Annotated in this window: 16 protein-coding genes and 1 tRNA gene; 11 read left to right on the top strand and 6 right to left on the bottom strand. The window is 58.5% G+C overall.

Annotation, left to right across the window (positions count from 1 at the left end):
* Nucleotides 1-20 precede the first annotated feature (20 nt).
* Nucleotides 21-2729, bottom strand: a complete 2709-nt coding sequence (locus tag FKG94_RS09295) for a PD-(D/E)XK nuclease family protein (protein ID WP_142903940.1) — start codon at nt 2727-2729, stop codon at nt 21-23.
* A gap of 360 nt (nt 2730-3089) precedes the next feature.
* On the opposite strand from FKG94_RS09295, the gene FKG94_RS09290 reads away from it, so the two are divergent.
* Entirely contained in the window at nt 3090-3887 is a 798-nt protein-coding gene (locus FKG94_RS09290; protein ID WP_179957568.1) for an NUDIX hydrolase, read from the top strand.
* A 455-nt stretch (nt 3888-4342) separates the two neighbouring features.
* Nucleotides 4343-5032: a tRNA (guanosine(18)-2'-O)-methyltransferase TrmH gene (gene trmH / locus FKG94_RS09285; RefSeq protein ID WP_142903938.1), complete on the top strand. Its 690-nt coding sequence runs from the start codon at nt 4343-4345 to the stop codon at nt 5030-5032.
* On the opposite strand, the gene FKG94_RS09280 is transcribed toward trmH, so the two are convergent.
* Together FKG94_RS09280 and FKG94_RS09275 are read right to left on the bottom strand one after the other, a co-directional pair.
* Nucleotides 5029-5268, bottom strand: coding sequence for a helix-turn-helix domain-containing protein (locus FKG94_RS09280; protein WP_179957567.1), 240 nt, complete (start codon nt 5266-5268; stop codon nt 5029-5031). The two genes, trmH and FKG94_RS09280, sit on opposite strands and share 4 nt — an antisense overlap.
* Nucleotides 5269-5960: 692 nt before the next feature.
* A tRNA-Pro gene (locus tag FKG94_RS09275) sits at nt 5961-6037 on the bottom strand.
* 496 nt (nt 6038-6533) lie between these two features.
* Here FKG94_RS09275 and FKG94_RS09270 point away from each other — a divergent pair.
* From FKG94_RS09270 to FKG94_RS09260, 3 genes are all read left to right on the top strand, one after another.
* The gene (locus FKG94_RS09270; RefSeq protein ID WP_142903936.1) at nt 6534-8030 is read left to right on the top strand and encodes a hypothetical protein; all 1497 of its coding nucleotides are present in this window, start codon (nt 6534-6536) and stop codon (nt 8028-8030) included.
* A complete protein-coding gene (locus FKG94_RS09265) occupies nt 8023-8694 on the top strand; it encodes a vWA domain-containing protein (protein ID WP_246125058.1) in 672 nt (223 codons plus the stop codon). Before FKG94_RS09270 ends, FKG94_RS09265 begins: the two co-directional genes overlap by 8 nt.
* A gap of 105 nt (nt 8695-8799) precedes the next feature.
* On the top strand, nt 8800-9834 hold the full coding sequence (locus FKG94_RS09260; RefSeq protein ID WP_142903935.1) for a Gfo/Idh/MocA family protein: 1035 nt from the start codon (nt 8800-8802) through the stop codon (nt 9832-9834).
* On the opposite strand, the gene FKG94_RS09255 is transcribed toward FKG94_RS09260, so the two are convergent.
* Nucleotides 9831-10160, bottom strand: coding sequence for a hypothetical protein (locus FKG94_RS09255; RefSeq protein WP_142903934.1), 330 nt, complete (start codon nt 10158-10160; stop codon nt 9831-9833). The genes FKG94_RS09260 and FKG94_RS09255 overlap by 4 nt on opposite strands.
* 266 nt (nt 10161-10426) lie before the next feature.
* Between FKG94_RS09255 and FKG94_RS09250 the strand changes: the two genes are divergently transcribed.
* From FKG94_RS09250 to FKG94_RS09240, 3 genes are all read left to right on the top strand, one after another.
* A complete protein-coding gene (locus tag FKG94_RS09250) occupies nt 10427-11056 on the top strand; it encodes a TetR/AcrR family transcriptional regulator (RefSeq protein WP_142903933.1) in 630 nt (209 codons plus the stop codon).
* 49 nt (nt 11057-11105) lie between these two features.
* Nucleotides 11106-11738 carry a DUF4823 domain-containing protein gene (locus FKG94_RS09245; protein WP_142903932.1) on the top strand — a complete coding sequence of 211 codons (633 nt, stop codon included), beginning with the start codon at nt 11106-11108 and terminating at the stop codon, nt 11736-11738.
* A gap of 129 nt (nt 11739-11867) precedes the next feature.
* A complete protein-coding gene (locus tag FKG94_RS09240; RefSeq protein WP_142903931.1) occupies nt 11868-12491 on the top strand; it encodes a DUF1285 domain-containing protein in 624 nt (207 codons plus the stop codon).
* A 3-nt stretch (nt 12492-12494) separates the two neighbouring features.
* Here the strand turns inward: FKG94_RS09240 and FKG94_RS09235 are convergent, their stop codons facing one another.
* A complete protein-coding gene (locus tag FKG94_RS09235; protein WP_246125054.1) occupies nt 12495-14141 on the bottom strand; it encodes an electron transfer flavoprotein-ubiquinone oxidoreductase in 1647 nt (548 codons plus the stop codon).
* A gap of 502 nt (nt 14142-14643) precedes the next feature.
* On the opposite strand from FKG94_RS09235, the gene FKG94_RS09230 reads away from it, so the two are divergent.
* Entirely contained in the window at nt 14644-15393 is a 750-nt protein-coding gene (locus tag FKG94_RS09230) for an electron transfer flavoprotein subunit beta/FixA family protein (protein WP_142903930.1), read from the top strand.
* Complete coding sequence (locus FKG94_RS09225; protein WP_142903929.1) at nt 15393-16322, top strand: electron transfer flavoprotein subunit alpha/FixB family protein; 930 nt, start codon at nt 15393-15395, stop codon at nt 16320-16322. The genes FKG94_RS09230 and FKG94_RS09225 overlap by 1 nt, the downstream gene beginning before the upstream one ends.
* Before the next feature lie 116 nt (nt 16323-16438).
* Here FKG94_RS09225 and FKG94_RS09220 read toward each other — a convergent pair whose 3' ends face one another.
* Nucleotides 16439-16825, bottom strand: coding sequence for a hypothetical protein (locus tag FKG94_RS09220; protein ID WP_142903928.1), 387 nt, complete (start codon nt 16823-16825; stop codon nt 16439-16441).
* A 264-nt stretch (nt 16826-17089) separates the two neighbouring features.
* On the opposite strand from FKG94_RS09220, the gene FKG94_RS09215 reads away from it, so the two are divergent.
* Complete coding sequence (locus tag FKG94_RS09215; RefSeq protein WP_142903927.1) at nt 17090-17290, top strand: DUF2788 domain-containing protein; 201 nt, start codon at nt 17090-17092, stop codon at nt 17288-17290.
* Nucleotides 17291-17305: the final 15 nt, after the last annotated feature.

The following is a 17305-nucleotide window of genomic DNA, read 5'->3' as shown; positions in this document are numbered from 1 at the left end:
TGTTGGCTCGAGCGTCGGGTTCACGATGCGGGCGCCGCCAGCGGCCATTTTTCGGCGGCGCGGACCCGGGCCAGTTGCGGTTGTTCCAAAATCCTGTTCAGGCCGACAAAATCGGTATAGTAGCGCTGCACGACTTTATCACTGTAGATAACACCGGCATCGCCCCGTAAAAACTCCTGCGCCAGGGTCTCGAGAACCTCGCGCCAATGGGCCATGGCCGCAGGCCAGTTATCGGGCAAATCGAGGTTGGCGGTGTCGAGGGCACGAATGCCCGCGTGTTCGCCGCCGAGGTCGCCGACCCCGTGCAGGCGCTGCTCGCCGGCATTGATCTCGGCAAACGCTATCGCATCAATCTGCGCCTCCAGGCTGATGGCGTAGAGGGGTAACTGCGGTTCCTGCGGGCGCGGACCCTGCCAGCGCTGCACTGCCGGTTTGCCGGCTTTGTAGTCGATCAGCAGGCGCCGGCCATCGTCAAACTGATCCAGGCGGTCGAGTCTCAACACCAGTGGCAGGCCGGCGACAGTGGTCTCAAGTCGCTCTTCAACGGCCAATACAGAAAACGGCGGGCGTTTTTTTTCGAACGCCAGCCACGCCAGCACCAGGCGTGACTGGCGCTGCTTTTCCAACTCGCAATAGCGCTTGCCGAGGTAGTCGGGCCGGCGCCGGGCCCAGCCGGCAATAATATCGTCCAGGATACCGTCGACCCGTTCGGTCAGTGCCGTGGGGGCTAACGCCAGCAGTTCGCCCTGCGAGTGCAGTTGGCGCCAGATCGCCGCCAGGGCTTCATGCAGAATCATCCCTTTCTCGATCGCAGAAAATCCCAAGCCGGGTGGCACCGGTGCCTGAGCGCCCAGACGGTGGATTGCGAAGGCATCGAAAGGGCAGGCGGCCTGGTGCTGCAGGATACCGCTGCCACCGCGCAGCGTTTCGCGGCGCGGATCGAATGCCGGCCCGCGGGCGCTATCGACCCACTGTAATTGCCGGGTCAGGCGCAACCCTGTCTGAAACTGCTCCAGCGCCGTCGGCTCCGCAACCACCACGTCGTCCATGGGGGTCAGCGCAATATCGGCAATCAGTTGACTGGGGGCTTGTTCGCTGTCGCCGTCGCGGCGACAGGCACTGAAAATCACCTGGCCGGCGCAGGCGCGATAGCCGTCGGTCAGCGCCTGGGCAAACGCCAGCTCCCGGGCGCTGTCGGCGTGGGGCATACGCTGTTGTCGCTGTAAATCGATCGGAAGTAAGGGATGAGGCGCCGGCGCCGGTGGCCATGCATTTTGTTGCAGGCCGGTGACCCAACAGTGGGTAAAGTTAAGACCGGCGCCTTCCAGCGCGCCGAGAATCTGTACGGGAGAATCGGGCACCTGGGCCTGGAAGTGGGTGGTAAGTGCCAGGTGCTGCAGTGCCTTGAGCGCGCCCGCGAGATCGAGTGGCACACCGGCGACGTCCAAACCCGCAAAGGCTTCCAGCACCTGGTACCACTGTGTCACCTGCTGGTATTCGTTACTGTCGAGACGCCGCTGACCGGGCCAGTCCAGCGCCGCCAGTTGCGCTGCGAACAATGCCAGCCAGGCCGAGGGGGATTGCCTGGCCGTGGCGCGCCGGCGCAACTGCTCGAACTGTTGCAGTTGCCCGGCCAATACCGCGCCGACCGCTTCGCTGCAATAACGCAGGTCCGCGCCGCTGACTCTGGGTTTGGCCAGTTGGCGCAGGCGTGCCGCCAGCGCTGTGCGTTCAGCCAACTCAGCCTCGGTGGCGCCGAGGAAAGGTGACAACAAGAGCGCACAAAGCGGTTCGAGATCGATACGGTTGCGATTCAGGTTCAGCAGTTGCAAAGCGCCGGCAACCGGTGCGGTGGTGGCCAGGGGAACGCCGGCGGAGAAATTGAAAGGCAGCGTATAGCGCGCCGTTTCAGGCAGCAGCGCCCGGGCCTCAAACACTTTGGTGAAGCAGGTTTCCACCTGCTGGCGACATTGGCCGAGGTTGGGGACGATGATACCAATAGTGGCAGCGGGTTCATGCCGCAGCACCTGCAGGGCCCACTGTGCCGCGCAGTGCAACTCCTCGCCGGCGGTCTCCGCCTCGGTGCGCCGCAGTCGCGGGGCGGGGTGGCGCGCTGCCGCGCCGCGGGTCAGGGTGTGGCAGGCGGCACTGACCACCATTTCGAACAACGGCGGCAGATCGTCGAAACCCTGCAAATGAATAACCGGCTCAGGCGCCAGCAACTGCTCGTTATAAGCGGCTCCGATAATGGCATAACTGTGTTCCCGATAAATAAGCTGTCGCTGCGCCAGGCACTGCTCAAACGCTTTTGCCCACTGCAAAAATTGGTGCGTGTCCGGGTCGTTGAAGCTGTCGAGACTGGCCAGTGGCAGTTGCCACAACGCCAGATTCCGGTAGGCCAGGTCGGCCAGGCCCGCCATCTGTTCGATATTCAGCAGTGGCGCCTCGGCGAGTACCTGTTGCCACAGCAGCTCGGCCTGCACGGTGGTGATCACACAACCGCGGGCGCTTTCACAACCGGCATCGAGCAGGCACTGCCACTGTTCCGCCAGCCAGGCGGCAATGGATTCGACCCTCGGTTTAGTCAATACAGTGGTGCCGGCGGCGGCCTGTAAGCGGCCGTAGGCTTCGAGTATTTTGTTTCGCAGGCGGCTGTTCGGTGTCAGTATCAGGGTGTTACTGGCGATGGCCGGGAGCAGGGGGGAGATATCGAAGAGAGGCGCAACCATGCCGCTGAGTGTCTGGTTTGGGTGTCAAAAGGTGGCGCTATGATCTCACAGCCGTGTTTCTTTGGCCACGACACAAACGGCAGCGGACGCTAATCCACACCTTTGCGGACAAGGATTTCGGAAACTTTCGACTGCGGCCGTGCCGCTGTGTTTCGAACGAGTGGTGCCGATGTGGTTTATGGTACTCTTCAGGTTGCAGCAAGTCGTCATGTTGCAGTTGGGTGGTCATATCGACAGCGGCTAGTCGCGTTGCAGGCGGGGGCATCGGGGGGCAACCGAGTTCAATGCCGCGCAGCCAAACGTGGCGGGAAGCTGCCGGGCTCGGTAATGCTCGAATGGCGTCAGCAAAGGAGTTCAAAGATGATGAGTGGCACATTGGATTCTGGTGCGGTTGGTGGCAGCGCTGACGCCGGCGGCGTTACACCGCGACCCTCCGCCAGCGTTATGATTCTGCGTGACGGACGCGACGGCATCGAAGTGTTTATGCTCAAGCGCAGTCCGCAACTCGATTTCTCGCCCAACTATCTGGTGTTTCCCGGCGGCGGTGTCGATCCTGCCGACGAATCACCGGCGCTGTTGGATGACTACGATCGCAGTGAACTGCTGGTCTATCAATTGACGGCGATTCGCGAGGCGTTCGAGGAAAGCGGTTTCCTCTTCGCTGAAGGCGATATCGAGCCGCTGCTGCGACAACGTGTGCTGGCGGCGGTCAGGCGCCAATTGCTGGCTGGGGAGGGGCTGTTTTACGAAGAGATAGCGCGCAAGGGCCTGCAGTTAACTCCCGCGCAATTGCACCCGGTGTCTCACTGGATTACACCGGTGCCGGCACCGCGGCGGTTTTCCACCTACTTTTTCCTGGCCCGGCAGCCATCCGGACAAGAGGGCAGTCACGACGGCATGGAGGCGGTCGATGCCCTGTGGATGAGCGCGGCGCAGGTGTTGGCCCTGTGTGATCGCGAACCGTCGCCGATCATGTTTCCCACCGAAATGAATTGCCGTTGGCTGGCGCGCTTCGACAGCGTGACCGAGGCGCTCACCGCAGCGCAAAGCGGGTGTGAATTAGCCAGCGTGACACCGCGTATCGAATTGCGCGATGGCGCCCGCTGGTTAACCCTGCCGGCCGACGCCGGCTATGGCGAGGTGGCGCGTAAACTATAGCTTGACGCCGCAGTGGCGGGTTGTGGGGCGGGCCCGGTGGATATGTCAATTTTATGTCAGTTTTATGGGAGCAATCTGACATATTTGTGACTGCGGCTATTTCCGGGTTAAGGCGCACTAACCGTTTATACACATGTTCGAAGTTGATTTGCCCATCGCCGCTGCCGGTCTGACAGGCGAGCATAAATAATACTTATAAAATACCCTAGGTTATTGATATATATAGAAATATAGCGCCAAGGTTATTTTTTGTACAATTTGAGATGGGACAAGTAATTCTGCGGCATTGCGTGGTTTTCCCAAATCCTATCCACCAACTTATCCACAGATTATGTGGACAACCGCCACCGTTATTGAAGGCTCGACCTTCATAAAAAGGTAACCGAAACATGTTTAGGACCGGGTGCCTATAATGTGGCGGAAAAACTGCACAGGAACTTTGGCAGAACGCTGTTATGACTCCAGACCGTTACCGAACCATTCGCCGGGTGCTCGATCGGCGCCAACCCGATCTCACCCTGATTACCGATGAGGTGCACAAGGGTCGCAATCTGTCGGCCCTGGTGCGAACGTGCGATGCCGTGGGCATCGATACCATCCACTGTGTTATTCCAAAAGCCGGTTACCGGCCTTATCGCGGCACGGCGCTTGGCAGTCACAAATGGGTGCACACTGCACTCCACGAACAGGTGGATGCACCCGTTGCGCAATTGCGGGAGCAGGGCTTCACCATCGTGGCCGCGCACTTGTCGCCGCGGGCCCGGGATTACCGCGACCTCGATTACACCAGACCCACGGCATTGCTGCTGGGGACAGAGAAGTGCGGTGTCAGCGCCGCGGCCCTGGCCGCGGCCGACCGGGAAGTCGTGATACCCATGATGGGAATGGTGGCGTCCTATAATGTGTCGGTGGCCGCTGCCATCATTCTCGCCGAGGTGCAGCGCCAGCGTCAGTCTGCCGGTTTGTACGATCGCTGTCGGCTGCCGGAAGCCACTTATCGGCAGCGGCTGTTTCAGTGGTGCCAGCCGGCGGTTACCGCATTTTGCGAGCGGCGGGGACTCGCTTACCCGCCGCTCGACGAGACCGGAGAAATTGTGGATGCGCCCCATTGGTATCGTCGTGTGAGGGAAACGGTGGGAGATTAGTGGTCGGACGAGTCCAGGTTTTTCTGCCAGACGGTTTTTACCAGTTCGTCTGCCTCGATTCCCAGCGCCAGGGCCAATCGAAACAGCTCTTCGAGTCCCGGCTCCACAACGCCGGCTTCGATGGCATCGATAGTGGCAGTATCCAGCTTGCTGCGCAGCGATAACTGCTCCTGCGTCAGTGCCGCTGCGAGGCGTGCCCGTTTCAATTCACTACCCCATAGACCCTTTTTCATCATCGCTCCCCAGTCTCCCTGACCTTTTAGTGACTTATATGTATTAACGCAGCCCGGGCCGATTCCATCACCCGGGCAGTTGTTTGTCATGCCGCGATACCCGCGTCGACATTGAAACCGCTGTGGTCCAGCCAGGTGAGATTGTGAGGCGTCATTTTTTGCTGAAAACCTGCAAGGTCCTGTTGCCGCGAGTTTGCGTTTGTGTGAGAAAGCGTCTGGCACGACAGTCAGTAGTCAGTGCCTCGATATCCATGGCTTATTGCGCGCTGGGAAGAGATTGTCGCGAAGAGACTCCAGCAAAGAATCATGGGTCACCGGACAGTTGCCGTCGCAGTGTCCCATTCTATATTTATCCATTACTTCAATGTCTCGAAATTAAAGGTGACGGCCGTAACACGCGAAAAACTTTCTGCAGTCACCGTATTCGGGTGTTCGACACCGCAGGCATCGGCCGGCACTGAATTGCCCGCCAGTTATTCTGCTACGCATCGGTAGCATCGCCAATTCGTGGCTGGATTTAACTGAAAACGGAGCGAGTGGCGTCTCTCCAGTCTCACAATCCTGGTGGGAACGCAGTAAAGGTTAGGGTCCGGCACCCGGTGTCCACCCATCGACAAGCGAAACCGCAGAGGGCTATCGTCACCTTGGTAATTTATTGATTTATTTGGCTTTTTTGGGTGCAAATGGGGAATTATTGGTCGGAGCGAGAGGATTTGAACCTCCGACCCCCTCGTCCCGAACGAGGTGCGCTACCAGGCTGCGCTACGCTCCGATACCTTGAAGGGCGCGAATTATAACACTTGGGCCAGCGGAGTAAAGCCAATGAAAGGGGATATCGAGGCCAAAAAAAGAGGCCGAAAAAAAAGAACCCGACGTCTGGGGGAGAGCGTCGGGCCAAGACCATTAGGAGTGAAACATTAAGGATAACTTCCTTAAAAAGACGAACCGCTTTCGCAGCTCTAACCGGTGTCTACTTACACTTGGGGGGATGTGTGTCACCAGTTACTGTTAAGTATTGGTCACCGATCTCAAAGTGCCAGTTTTCCGGTGAACAATTTTTAAACCGATTAGCAATAGAGCCGTTTAAAACTTAGTCGCTTAGGCTATATCCTGCCCTAAGGAAGGCTATCGTGACATGTGGCACATTTTACGATTTCAACGTCTGTTAGGCTTACCGCGTCATATTCTTTGCCGGTTGATCACCGGTCTATGAACGGATTTTGTCCCGCTACGGACGGCTTTATTACGCGAATCTCAAGGTTGCTTCTATGTCGACAATTTACAGTGCTTTTCCCACGCCGCCTTGGGCGACTACCCTTATTCTGTTGGGTATTGCCATAGTGCTGCTCTATATGGCGAGAAGCTCTGCGCACGGCGCCATCAACAGTCTGTTTCGCGCGCTCTATAATGGCCTGCGTATGGGGTCGCGCTCAGTGGCACTGGCCGAGCAGCGCTTGAGCGTGCGCAATCGCGATGTTCTGTTGGCGCTCGGACGCGATCATGCCGAGCGGGAATTGAACCGTGAGTTTTTTCGTATCAATAAATTCGTCGAACGCGATCTTGGTGGTTATCCGCAAGTACAGCGTACCATTCAAGAGCAGATCACCCAGATCAATGAAGACTACAAAGCGAGCGCCGAAGTGCCGCCGCCGTCGCCGGAGTGGGTGCACGCGGTGGAGTCGGTGGCAAAGCTGCATGTGGAAAAGGGCAACAACAGCCTGACCGCACAAATACTCGAGGATATCTACAAGGCCTCGGAGGATCAGCATCGCGATACCCTGCAGGAATACCGCCAGGCCATGGCCGAGCGCCATACCCGCTTGCGACAGATGGCGCCTTATTGGCGCAAGCTCAGCAATTCGATCGACCAGGTGGGCAAACACCTGCAGGAATTGGTGACCCGTGCACAAAACGTCGATCGGCAAATGGAGCAGTTTCAGGAAATTGATCGCGGTACCGACAAAGCCGCACGACGTTTAAAGGCATCCAATTCGATTCAGTTTTGTGTCGCGTTGTTATTTGTCTTGTTCGGCGTTGGCGGCGCTTTCTTTAACTTCCATCTGATTGCCCTGCCGATGTCGGAAATGGTCGGTGCGGCGGCGCGTGTCGGTGGCGTTAAAGTGTCCGATGTCGCCGCCCTGGTGATTATTTTCCTGGAGATAACCATGGGCATGTTTCTCCTCGAGTGCCTGCAGTGGACCCGGCTGTTTCCCATTATCGGCGCTATGGATGATAAGGTCCGTATCAGAATTGCGATTGCCTGCGGTACGATTTTGCTGGTGCTGGCGGGCGTCGAGGCGGGCCTGGCGTTTATGCGCGATCAGATCGCCGCCGATCATGCCGCCCTGCGTGCCTCACTGGCCGGTACGGCCATCCCGGCGGGGGAGGCGGTCAATACCTGGATTCCCCAGGTGACCGGTATGTTTCTCGGATTTACGGTGCCGCTGGCGCTGACGCTGATTGCCATCCCGCTCGAGTACCTGATCAACACCGGGCGCAACGTCTTTGGTATGTTGCTCGAGTATCTGCTGCGCCTGTTGTCTATCGGCCTGCGTTTGCTGAGCGCGGTAAGTCGCAATGCCGGGCGCCTGGCGATTCATCTGTATGATATTTTGATCGTGTTGCCGCTGTGGCTGGAGGGCATCTGGCTGGCCAGCCGCCGCGCGGCACGCGCCGCCAACGACGGGGCCGAACTCAGCCGCCTCGACAGCGTCGATTCGACAACCAATTTTTACTCGGGCACCAAGGTATCTAAAAATGCATAACAGGTATCTCAGCATGCGCAACTGGCTGGTAGGGGTGATGTCACTGCTGTTGTTCGGCTGCAGCGACGGGGGCCAACAGATCAACAGTTATCAACGCGGTGTCTATCTGCTGCTCGATACTTCGGGTACTTACACCGAGGAGTTGGTAAAGGCCAAGCAGATCATCAACTATCTGCTGGCTTACCTCGAGCCGGGCGACACGTTTGTAGTGGCCCGTATCGACAGCGCCAGCTTCAGTGAAAAAGACATCGTCGCCAAGGTGATTCTCGACGCCCGCCCCTCCACTGCCAACAAACAGAAGCGGGAGTTCTCGCAGACCGTCAATGACTTTGTCGCCAATGTGAAGAGCAGTGCCTATACCGATATATCCGGCGGGGTATTGCAGGCCATCGAATACCTCAATGAGGCGCGGGTGGGCAGAAAACATATCTTTATTTTTTCCGACCTCAAAGAAGATTTACCGGCTAACTTCAAACGCGATTTCGATTTCACCCTGGACGGTTTTACCGTGCGGGCGTTGAATGTGACCAAGCTGCGTTCGGACAATGTCGATCCGAAGGAGTATCTGGAGCGGGTCGCCGACTGGCAGGCGCGGGTTGTGCAGGGGGGCGGTACCTGGGGCGTTATCAACGACCTCGACCGGGCCGATGCGCTGGCGCTCTAGCCGGCCTGAGTGGCGCCGGCCACTTATGTTTTGGGTCGGGACTTGCGCACACCGGGGGTAGAGGCCGGACTTGACCCCGCCGCCCAATCTCTTTAGCGTTCGTCCATGACCGACAGCCCCACCACCGACAGCTCCACCACCAAGAGACCCGCGAACAAGATACGCTGGGGCATTTTGGGCCCGGGCAAAATTGCCCATGCCTTTGCCGCAGACTTTCAGTACGTCGCCGACGGCCGGCTCAGCGCGGTGGCCTCGCGCAGCACCGAGCGGGCGCGTGCCTTTGCCGCGCAGTACGATATTCCCTTTGCCTATGGCAGCTACGGCGAACTTGCGGCCAGTCCCGAGGTCGATGCGGTGTATGTCGCGGTACCCCATTCCCACCATTATGAAGCTGCCAGTCTATGCCTGGAGGCGGGTAAAGCGGTGTTGTGCGAGAAACCCCTGACCGTCAACAGCGGGCAGGCCGAAGCGCTGTTTGCACTGGCTGAGCGTCGCGGCAGCTTTCTGATGGAAGCGTTGTGGAGCAAGTTCAATCCCGTCATTGTCCACCTCGGGGAGCTGATCGCCAGCGGTGCAATCGGCGAGGTGCGGCGTATTCACTGCGATTTTGGTTTTGTGGCACCGCCCGATCCCGGCTCGCGTCTGCGAGCCCCGGGCCTGGCCGGCGGCGCCCTGCTCGATATCGGTATCTATACGCTGTTTTTACCCCATATGTTGTGGGGTTTACCGGCGCAGATCGACAGCCACGTTGTGCGCGGGGAGACAGGGGTTGATGTCCAGGAGCAGATTATCCTGCAGTGGCCCGGCGCGCGTATGGCGGTGGCGGAAGCCTCGCTGGACAGTTATTATCCAACCACCGGCGTTATTTCCGGTACCGAAGGCTATATTCAGCTCGCGGCGCCGTTTTTTGCCGGGCGCGAGTTAACGTTGTGGCGCGAGGGTAGCGAGCCGCGCCAGGTAAGGCGGGAATTTCCCGGTAAGGGGTATCAGTTCCAGGTCGATGAGGTCAACGCCTGCCTGCGCGCCGAACGGCTGCAAAGTCGCCGTCATTCCTGGGAAGATTCCCTCGCGCTGTGTCAAACCATGGACCGGTTGCGCAAGACCTGGGGCATTACCTATCCCGGCGAGCGCGCGCCCTAACGGTCGCTGGCGAGCGCGATCGCGTCGCTGAGCAATGCCTCCAGTTTCGTCGCCGTGCGCGAGCGCAATACACATTCGTCAAGCAGCTTGCGCAGATTGCTGAGCTTGGTGCCGGCCTCGCGCAGCTCGACGGTAATCGGCTCGTACTCGAGGTTGTGGTCCTGGACGCTGAGTTTGGCCAGCTCTGACAACTCATGGTTAACGGCGCTGATAATGTCGTAAAACAGGTCTTTGCGTTCCATCGTGGCGGCCTCCCAGTAGGCGTTGTCCAGACTGCTGAGCAGCTCCTCCAGGGTCGATATGGCGTCGGATATACTGGTTTGCACTGTTACGGGGCCTCTCGAGGGTGTGGCGGTAGAGTGTCATTTTCAGTATAGACGGATTTTACTGCCGACTCGGAGGGAAATAGCCCGGATTGCGCCCCCCTGGCTCTACCGGTGAACTACACTTAGGAAAGCTCAATGGGGGGCGAAATCTTCGCTGTAGCCGGCGCCCCGGCACGGCGGCCGGATATTCGCACTGGTAAGGTACAGCGCACTTTTAATTGAATGGTCCTGGGGTAAAATGGACGGCGCAACACGAGGCAAGTGATATGGATAAAACAAAACAAAAAGTACAAAAGTTCCGCGAACGTGAGCAAAATATCCTTGATGCCGCACTTAAGCTGTTGATAGAGCGTGGAGAGGAAAAGGTCACTGTCGAGCAGATTGCCGACTATGTCGATATCGGTAAAGGGACTATCTATAAACATTTCACGTCTAAGGTGGAAATATATCTGCGGCTGTTGTTCGACTATGAGCGATCAATCGCCGAGCGGCTCAAAGAGGGGGTCAAGGCGGCGGAGGAGGGCGATCCGGCGGCGCCGGCGCGCGCCTATTTTGAATGCCGTATCTCCAATCCGGAAAAAGACCGCCTGTTTCAGCGCCTGGAAGAAAAGATTATCGCCCTGAACCAGGCGCCGGAAAAGATGGAGGAGCTGCACCAGCTCAGGAACTCGATAGAAGATGGCCTGAAGAATTTTATCAGCCGCCGCATCGCAGAAGGCCGTCTCCAGGACGTGCCACCTTACTTTTATTATGCCGCCTACTGGGCGCTGACCCAGGGGGCAGTGGAGCTCTACCACTCCAAGTCCTTCTCCCCGCTGGTGGAGGACATGAAAGGGTTGATGGACTTCATCAAGGACATCGGTGTCCATATGGGGAACCAGGAAGACAGAAGCTAAAGCGGCGGGCGCCGGTGCCGATACTCTAGGAGAGAGAGGAGGCTTCCAAGTGAACCGGTCCGGACCATTACTGTCGCTGCGCCGCGGCTGCACACTGCTGCTGTTGTCGTGCGCGCTTGCCCAGACCGGCTGCACCCTCAATCACAGCCTCGCGCTTAGCCGGGAGTGGCTGCACACGGCGGAGGTTGTCGACCACCACCAGTTGTCCCGCCGGCAACAGTGGACGCTGCCTGTCAGTACTTCTTTGTACATTGCCTTTCCCGATAGCCACTATCGGGATGTGATAGACCTGCGTATGCAACAAACCCTGGCGGAGCAACTGGGTCGCCATTTCCCGGTGCTCGAGCGCGGCCAGCGGGCCCAGACCCGCAGTGCCGCGTTGCAACAGGCGCGCATTCTCGGCATTCCCTTTGTGGTTTACCCGCAGTTGTTACAGTTGCGTGACAAGACTGACAGTGGCGAGGCGCTGGCGACCGATGTGGATATCGATCTCGGCCGCGACCGGGTGCAGGTGCAACTGCTGATATTCGACAGCATCAACCAGCGACTGCTGGATAGCGCCATTATCTCCAGCCGCAGCAGTTGGCTGGCCTGGTTTCGACGCGCACCCGAGGATATGTTTGCACCGGCTTTTGCTCTCTTTGCACAGTCTCTTAGTGGTGCTCCGGCATCCCCGCAGTAAATCTGAATGACATTCGTTTCAGATGTCTACTCCCGCCTGAAGCAGGCGCCATTACAGTAATTCCCACATCTTTGCAGTAAACCCAGAATCTTTGCAGTAAACCCAGAATCTTTGCAGTAAACTTAGCCGATGCCTTCATTCCCCAGCCACCGTGATCCCCAGGCGCTGTTTGATTTTCTGCAACAGCAACAAGCCGAACAACACTCGGGTCTGCCGCCGGTCGAGCAGTGGCAGCCGCCGTTGTCCGGAGAAATGGACATGCGTATTGCAGCCGACGGCACCTGGTACCACCAGGGCAGCGCCATTCGGCGCCAGGCCATGGTCAAGCTGTTTTCCCGGATATTGAAGCGTGAAGACGAGGACTATTTTCTGGTAACGCCGGTGGAAAAATGGCGCATTCGGGTAGAGGATGCCCCGTTTGTGGTGGTGGACTTCCGAGTGGAGCGGGCGGGCGGCGATGACTACCGCGACCCCGCCTCAGGCCAGGCGCTGGTATTTAACACCCAAGTCGAAGACGAGGTGGTGTTGGGGCCCGACAACCCCCTGTGGGTGCGGGAGGCAGAGACCCGGACCGGGTCGCCGCGCCCTTATCTCCGCGTGCGCCCCGGCCTCGACGGGTTGCTGCATCGCAACGTTTACTACCGCCTGGTGGACCTGGCGCTGCAGCAGGCCGAGGCGGGCAAAAAGGCGGAAAAAAAAGCCGATGAAAAAGTAGGTGTATGGAGCCTGGGCCACTTTTTTGGGCTCGGTTGACCCTTACATATTCGGGTAGTTGGGCCCGCCCGCACCCTCCGGTGTCACCCAGGTAATATTTTGACTCGGGTCTTTGATATCACAGGTTTTACAGTGCACACAGTTTTGGGCATTGATCTGAAAACGCTTTTCCCCTCCCTCCGCTTCCACCACCTCGTAGACACCAGCCGGGCAGTAGCGCTGCGCGGGTTCGTCGTAAAGCGGCAGATTTTTGTCGATTGGCACCGTCGGGTCGACCAGTTGCAAATGGCAACGCTGATCTTCCTCGTGGTTGGTATTGGAGAGAAAGACGGAGGAGAGCTTGTCGAAACTGAGTTTACCGTCGGGCTTGGGATAGTCCGGCTTTTTGCACTGCGCCGCCGGTTTCATCTGTGCGTGGTCCGGCTTCGGATCGGACAGGGTCCAGGGTGCCTTGCCACCGAGTAGTTTAAGGTCGATAAACGCGTAGGCGGAGCCCAGCAGATATCCCCACTTGTGTTGGGCCGCGCCGATATTGCGCTGGGTGACCAACTCCCGGTAAGCCCAGGAAGACTGGTAACGCTCGGTAAACTCGTTCAACTCGTCGCCGCTGCGCTGCGCTGCCAGCGCTTCCACAACTGTCTCCGCCGCCACCATGCCGGACTTCATCGCCGTATGGGAGCCTTTGATCTTGGCAAAATTCAGGGTCCCGGCGTTGTCGCCGAGAATCAAGCCGCCGGGAAACGTCATTTTCGGTTGCGACTGCGGCCCGCCTTTGGTGATGGCCCGGGCGCCGTAGGCGATGCGCTCACCTCCTTCCAGATACTGCTTGATCACCGGGTGGTGTTTGTAGCGCTGGAATTCATCGAACGGACTGACGTGGGGGTTGTCGTAGGCGAGGTCGGTAATCAAGCCCACCACCACCTGGTTGTCCTCGAGGTGATAGAGAAAACTGCCGCCGGTGGTACCGGTCTCCGCCAGGGGCCAGCCCAGGCTGTGCAGCACCAGGCCCTGCTGGTGGCGCTCGGCCGGCACCTTCCACAGTTCTTTGATGCCGATCCCGTAGTGTTGCGGTTCGCGGTCGCGATCGAGTCCGAACCTGGCAATCAGTTGCTTGCCCAGATGGCCGCGGCAACCCTCGCAGAACAGCGTATATTTGGCGTGCAGCTCCATGCCGGGCATATAGGTATCTTTTTGCTCGCCGGCGGCCGATATGCCCATGTCGCCGGTGGCGATACCCTTGATGCTGCCGTCTTCCCGATAAAGTATCTCCGCCGCGGCAAAACCCGGGAATATCTCCACACCCAGATTCTCGGCCTGTTCCGCCAGCCAGCGGCACAGGTTGCCGAGACTGACGATATAATTCCCCTCGTTATGGACGGTGCCCGGCACGAAGAAACCGGGCACTTTGATCGCTTTCTCGGCGCTGCGCAGTACGTAGACGTCATCGCCGGAGACCGGGGTATTCAGTGGCGCGCCTTTTTCTTTCCAGTCCGGGAACAGCTCGTTCAGGGCCGTGGGTTCGAAGACTGCGCCGGAGAGAATATGGGCGCCTACCTCGGAGCCTTTTTCCACCACACAGACACTGACGTTCTCGTCGAGCTGGCGAATGCGGCAGGCGGCGGCAAGACCGGAAGGGCCGGCGCCGACGATGACAACGTCGTACTCCATATATTCACGTTCCACAGGCATTTTTCTCCGAGGCTGTTGTAAGGGCTGTTGTAGGGGCCATTGTAGAGGTTATCTCCGCGACCGCGAGACCTGGCAGCGCGGCCGGTCAATGCTCCGGCCCGAAGCGATCAAAAAACGTCCAGTCAGGCCCTGCTGTGTGATGCCGCGGCATTATATAGTGGCGAAATAGCGATCTCCAATGGCATTTTCGCGTATTTTACTGGCAAAAACGGCCCCTGGCGGGGTCCTGTCAAAGGCCGCCGGCGAGCCTGTTTCAGACCGTTTGGATTATATGTGAGAGGGTGGCAATTACCAGAAAGTCTAAGCTGATCCGGTGCAGGCCATATGCTTAAAGGTATTGATTTTGCGAGGCGAAACCGTCACCATACTCGCCGCTCAAACGGCCGTTTAACATTTTCTATGTAGACGAGCCGGTCCTTCGGGACCTGTCTTTCGGGACTGGGCAGCGAACACCGCCGGCGGTGTCGCTGATATCCTCAACAGATAAACGAATGTGACATCCATGAAGATTCTTGTTGCCGTTAAGCGCGTGGTGGATTACAACGTCAAGGTGCGGCCGAAGTCCGACGGCACCGACGTCGATATCGCCAACGCCAAAATGTCCATCAATCCCTTTTGTGAAATTGCCGTCGAAGAAGCGGTGCGTTTGAAAGAAAAGGGCGTGGCTACTGAAATTGTCGCCGTATCCCTCGGTGCAAAACAGTCCCAGGAACAGATACGTACCGCCATGGCGCTGGGCGCCGATCGCGGTATCCTGGTGGAATCCGATACCGAGCTGCAGCCGCTGGCGGTGGCCAAGTGCCTGCAGGCCATAGTCGCAAAAGAGTCCCCGGACCTGGTGATCCTGGGCAAACAGTCGATCGACGGCGACAACAACCAGACCGGCCAGATGCTGGGTGCCCTGACCGGCATGGCCCAGGGTACCTTTGCCTCCGAAGTCGACGTCGCCGGGGCCAAGGTCAAAGTCACCCGCGAGATTGACGGCGGTCTGCAAACTGTCGAGTTGCAGTTGCCGGCCATCGTCACCACCGACCTGCGCCTGAACGAACCCCGCTATGCATCGCTGCCGAATATCATGAAGGCAAAGAAAAAGCCGCTCGATACCACCACCCCGGCTGAGTTGGGTGTGGATGTCGCGCCGCGGGTGCAGACCCTCAAGGTCGAGCCGCCCGCTGAGCGCCAGGCCGGTATCAAAGTGGCTGACGTTGCAGAGCTGGTGGAAAAACTGAAAAACGAGGCAAAGGTGATCTGATGAGTATTCTAGTCATTGCGGAACACGACAATACCGGCCTCAAAGGCGCAACCTTCAACACCGTCGCCGCCGCCAGGGAAATTGGCGGCGACATCGACCTGCTGGTGGCCGGTGCCGGCTGCGGCAGTGCCGCCGAGGCGGCAGCCAAGGTCGATGGCGTAGCCCGGGTTTTGGTGGCGGACAACCCCGCTTACGAGCATCAGTTGGCGGAAAATACCGCCCTGTTGATTGCTGAGATCGGCAAAAACTACACCCATATACTGGCCCCGGCCACCACCACCGGCAAAAATACCTTGCCCCGTGCTGCCGCCCTCCTGGATGTGCAATCGATATCCGATATCGTCAGCGTGGAAAGTGCCGATACCTTCAAGCGCCCCATCTATGCGGGCAATGTGATCGCCACGGTGCAAAGCTCCGATGCCATCAAGGTGATTACGGTGCGCGGCACCGCTTTCGACCCGGTTGCCGCCGAGGGTGGCAGCGCCGCCCTGGAAAATCTCGACAGCGCCTCTGATGCGGGCCTGTCCGCTTTTGTCGGTGAAGAGCTGGCCAAGAGCGATCGCCCGGAACTGACCGCCGCCAAGGTGGTGATCTCCGGCGGCCGGGGTATGCAAAACGGCGAAAATTTCGAATTATTGTACAAGGTGGCCGATAAACTCGGTGCCGCGGTGGGCGCTTCGCGCGCGGCGGTGGACGCGGGTTTCGTCCCCAACGATATGCAGGTGGGGCAAACCGGTAAGATTGTCGCTCCGGATCTCTATGTCGCAGTCGGTATTTCCGGTGCTATTCAGCACCTGGCCGGTATGAAGGACAGCAAGGTGATTGTCGCTATCAATAAAGACGAGGAGGCACCCATCTTTCAGGTAGCTGACTACGGTCTGGTGGCAGACTTGTTTGAGGCCGTGCCGGAACTCGACACCAAGCTCTGACGGTGCGGGCACCAGGCATAAAAAAACCGGCTAACGCCGGTTTTTTTATGCGCTGCCTGCGGACTGTCGGCAAGCAGGGCGGGGGCAGGCAGAGTGGCGCCTGCACTGGTACACAGTTACTCTTTTTCCTCTTCTTCGCCGGCAGCGGGGGCTTCATCGGGCAGTTGGATAGCCTCTTTGGCCGCCTCAGCGGCGTCGCCTGCGGCTTCCACCGCCTGTTCGGACGCTTCGACTACCGCCTCGGAGACGGCCGCCGCCGTTTCTCTGGTGTGATCTACGGCTGTTTCAGCAACTGCTGCCGCATCCTCTGCCATCTCGCCGGCGGCTTCGGCGGCATCGGCCGCCATGTCTTTGGCCTTGCTGGTCGCTGCTTCAACGGCATCGGCCGCCTGCTCGGAGACGCTCGGATCGGTTGCCGCTGAACTTGAGGGTTCTTGTGAACACCCGGTGAGTAAGGTGGTGGCTACCACCAGTGCCGAGGCTGCACTTGTGAAGACTCTCATGATGTTGCTCTCTATTTTTTGTGTGAGTAGTGAGTGCGATCCATCTATATCCCCAGATTTTCGCACGACCCAGTCTACTGGGGCTGCCGCGGCCGGAAAAGGCGCAGTTGGCAAAAATGTTAGCTCGCGCGCATTTTACAGGCCATTTTATCCCTCGAATGCCGTTATAACGGCGCGAACGGCCACAATTGCGGTTTTATCTTCGGATAAATTCATTAAAATGCCCGCCAGTTGTACGGCACGCGTTTAAAGAGGTATTCGCCGGTGAGTATAGAAGTGTTTGAAACCTGGTCCCTGTACCTGGGTATAGGCGGCCTGATTTTGTTTATGGCCTTTATCATGTGGGATTTGGCCCGCAAGTCCGGAGCGGGCAAATTTGGTACTTTTGTGCTATTTACTGCGCTGGGGCTTGGTCTGATGGGCTTTTTGATCAAGACCGTTATGGTGGAGGTTTTACTGAGTTAAGGCCGGCGGCAGGGT

It is taken from the genome of Exilibacterium tricleocarpae (assembly GCF_007004655.1).
GTDB lineage: Bacteria > Pseudomonadota > Gammaproteobacteria > Pseudomonadales > Cellvibrionaceae > Exilibacterium > Exilibacterium tricleocarpae.
The sequence above is the reverse complement of the archived record's forward strand: the minus strand, read 5'-3'. Positions and strand labels throughout refer to the sequence as shown.

Coding starts and splice junctions, on each gene's coding strand:
- FKG94_RS09270 (WP_142903936.1), top strand. CDS start 6,534: ATGTCGACAATTTACAGTGCTTTTCCCACGCCGCCTTGGGCGACTACC.
- FKG94_RS09240 (WP_142903931.1), top strand. CDS start 11,868: ATGCCTTCATTCCCCAGCCACCGTGATCCCCAGGCGCTGTTTGATTTT.
- trmH (WP_142903938.1), top strand. CDS start 4,343: ATGACTCCAGACCGTTACCGAACCATTCGCCGGGTGCTCGATCGGCGC.
- FKG94_RS09260 (WP_142903935.1), top strand. CDS start 8,800: ATGACCGACAGCCCCACCACCGACAGCTCCACCACCAAGAGACCCGCG.
- FKG94_RS09220 (WP_142903928.1), bottom strand. CDS start 16,825: ATGAGAGTCTTCACAAGTGCAGCCTCGGCACTGGTGGTAGCCACCACC.
- FKG94_RS09230 (WP_142903930.1), top strand. CDS start 14,644: ATGAAGATTCTTGTTGCCGTTAAGCGCGTGGTGGATTACAACGTCAAG.
- FKG94_RS09295 (WP_142903940.1), bottom strand. CDS start 2,729: ATGGTTGCGCCTCTCTTCGATATCTCCCCCCTGCTCCCGGCCATCGCC.
- FKG94_RS09290 (WP_179957568.1), top strand. CDS start 3,090: ATGATGAGTGGCACATTGGATTCTGGTGCGGTTGGTGGCAGCGCTGAC.
- FKG94_RS09235 (WP_246125054.1), bottom strand. CDS start 14,141: ATGCCTGTGGAACGTGAATATATGGAGTACGACGTTGTCATCGTCGGC.
- FKG94_RS09225 (WP_142903929.1), top strand. CDS start 15,393: ATGAGTATTCTAGTCATTGCGGAACACGACAATACCGGCCTCAAAGGC.
- FKG94_RS09250 (WP_142903933.1), top strand. CDS start 10,427: ATGGATAAAACAAAACAAAAAGTACAAAAGTTCCGCGAACGTGAGCAA.
- FKG94_RS09265 (WP_246125058.1), top strand. CDS start 8,023: ATGCATAACAGGTATCTCAGCATGCGCAACTGGCTGGTAGGGGTGATG.
- FKG94_RS09280 (WP_179957567.1), bottom strand. CDS start 5,268: ATGATGAAAAAGGGTCTATGGGGTAGTGAATTGAAACGGGCACGCCTC.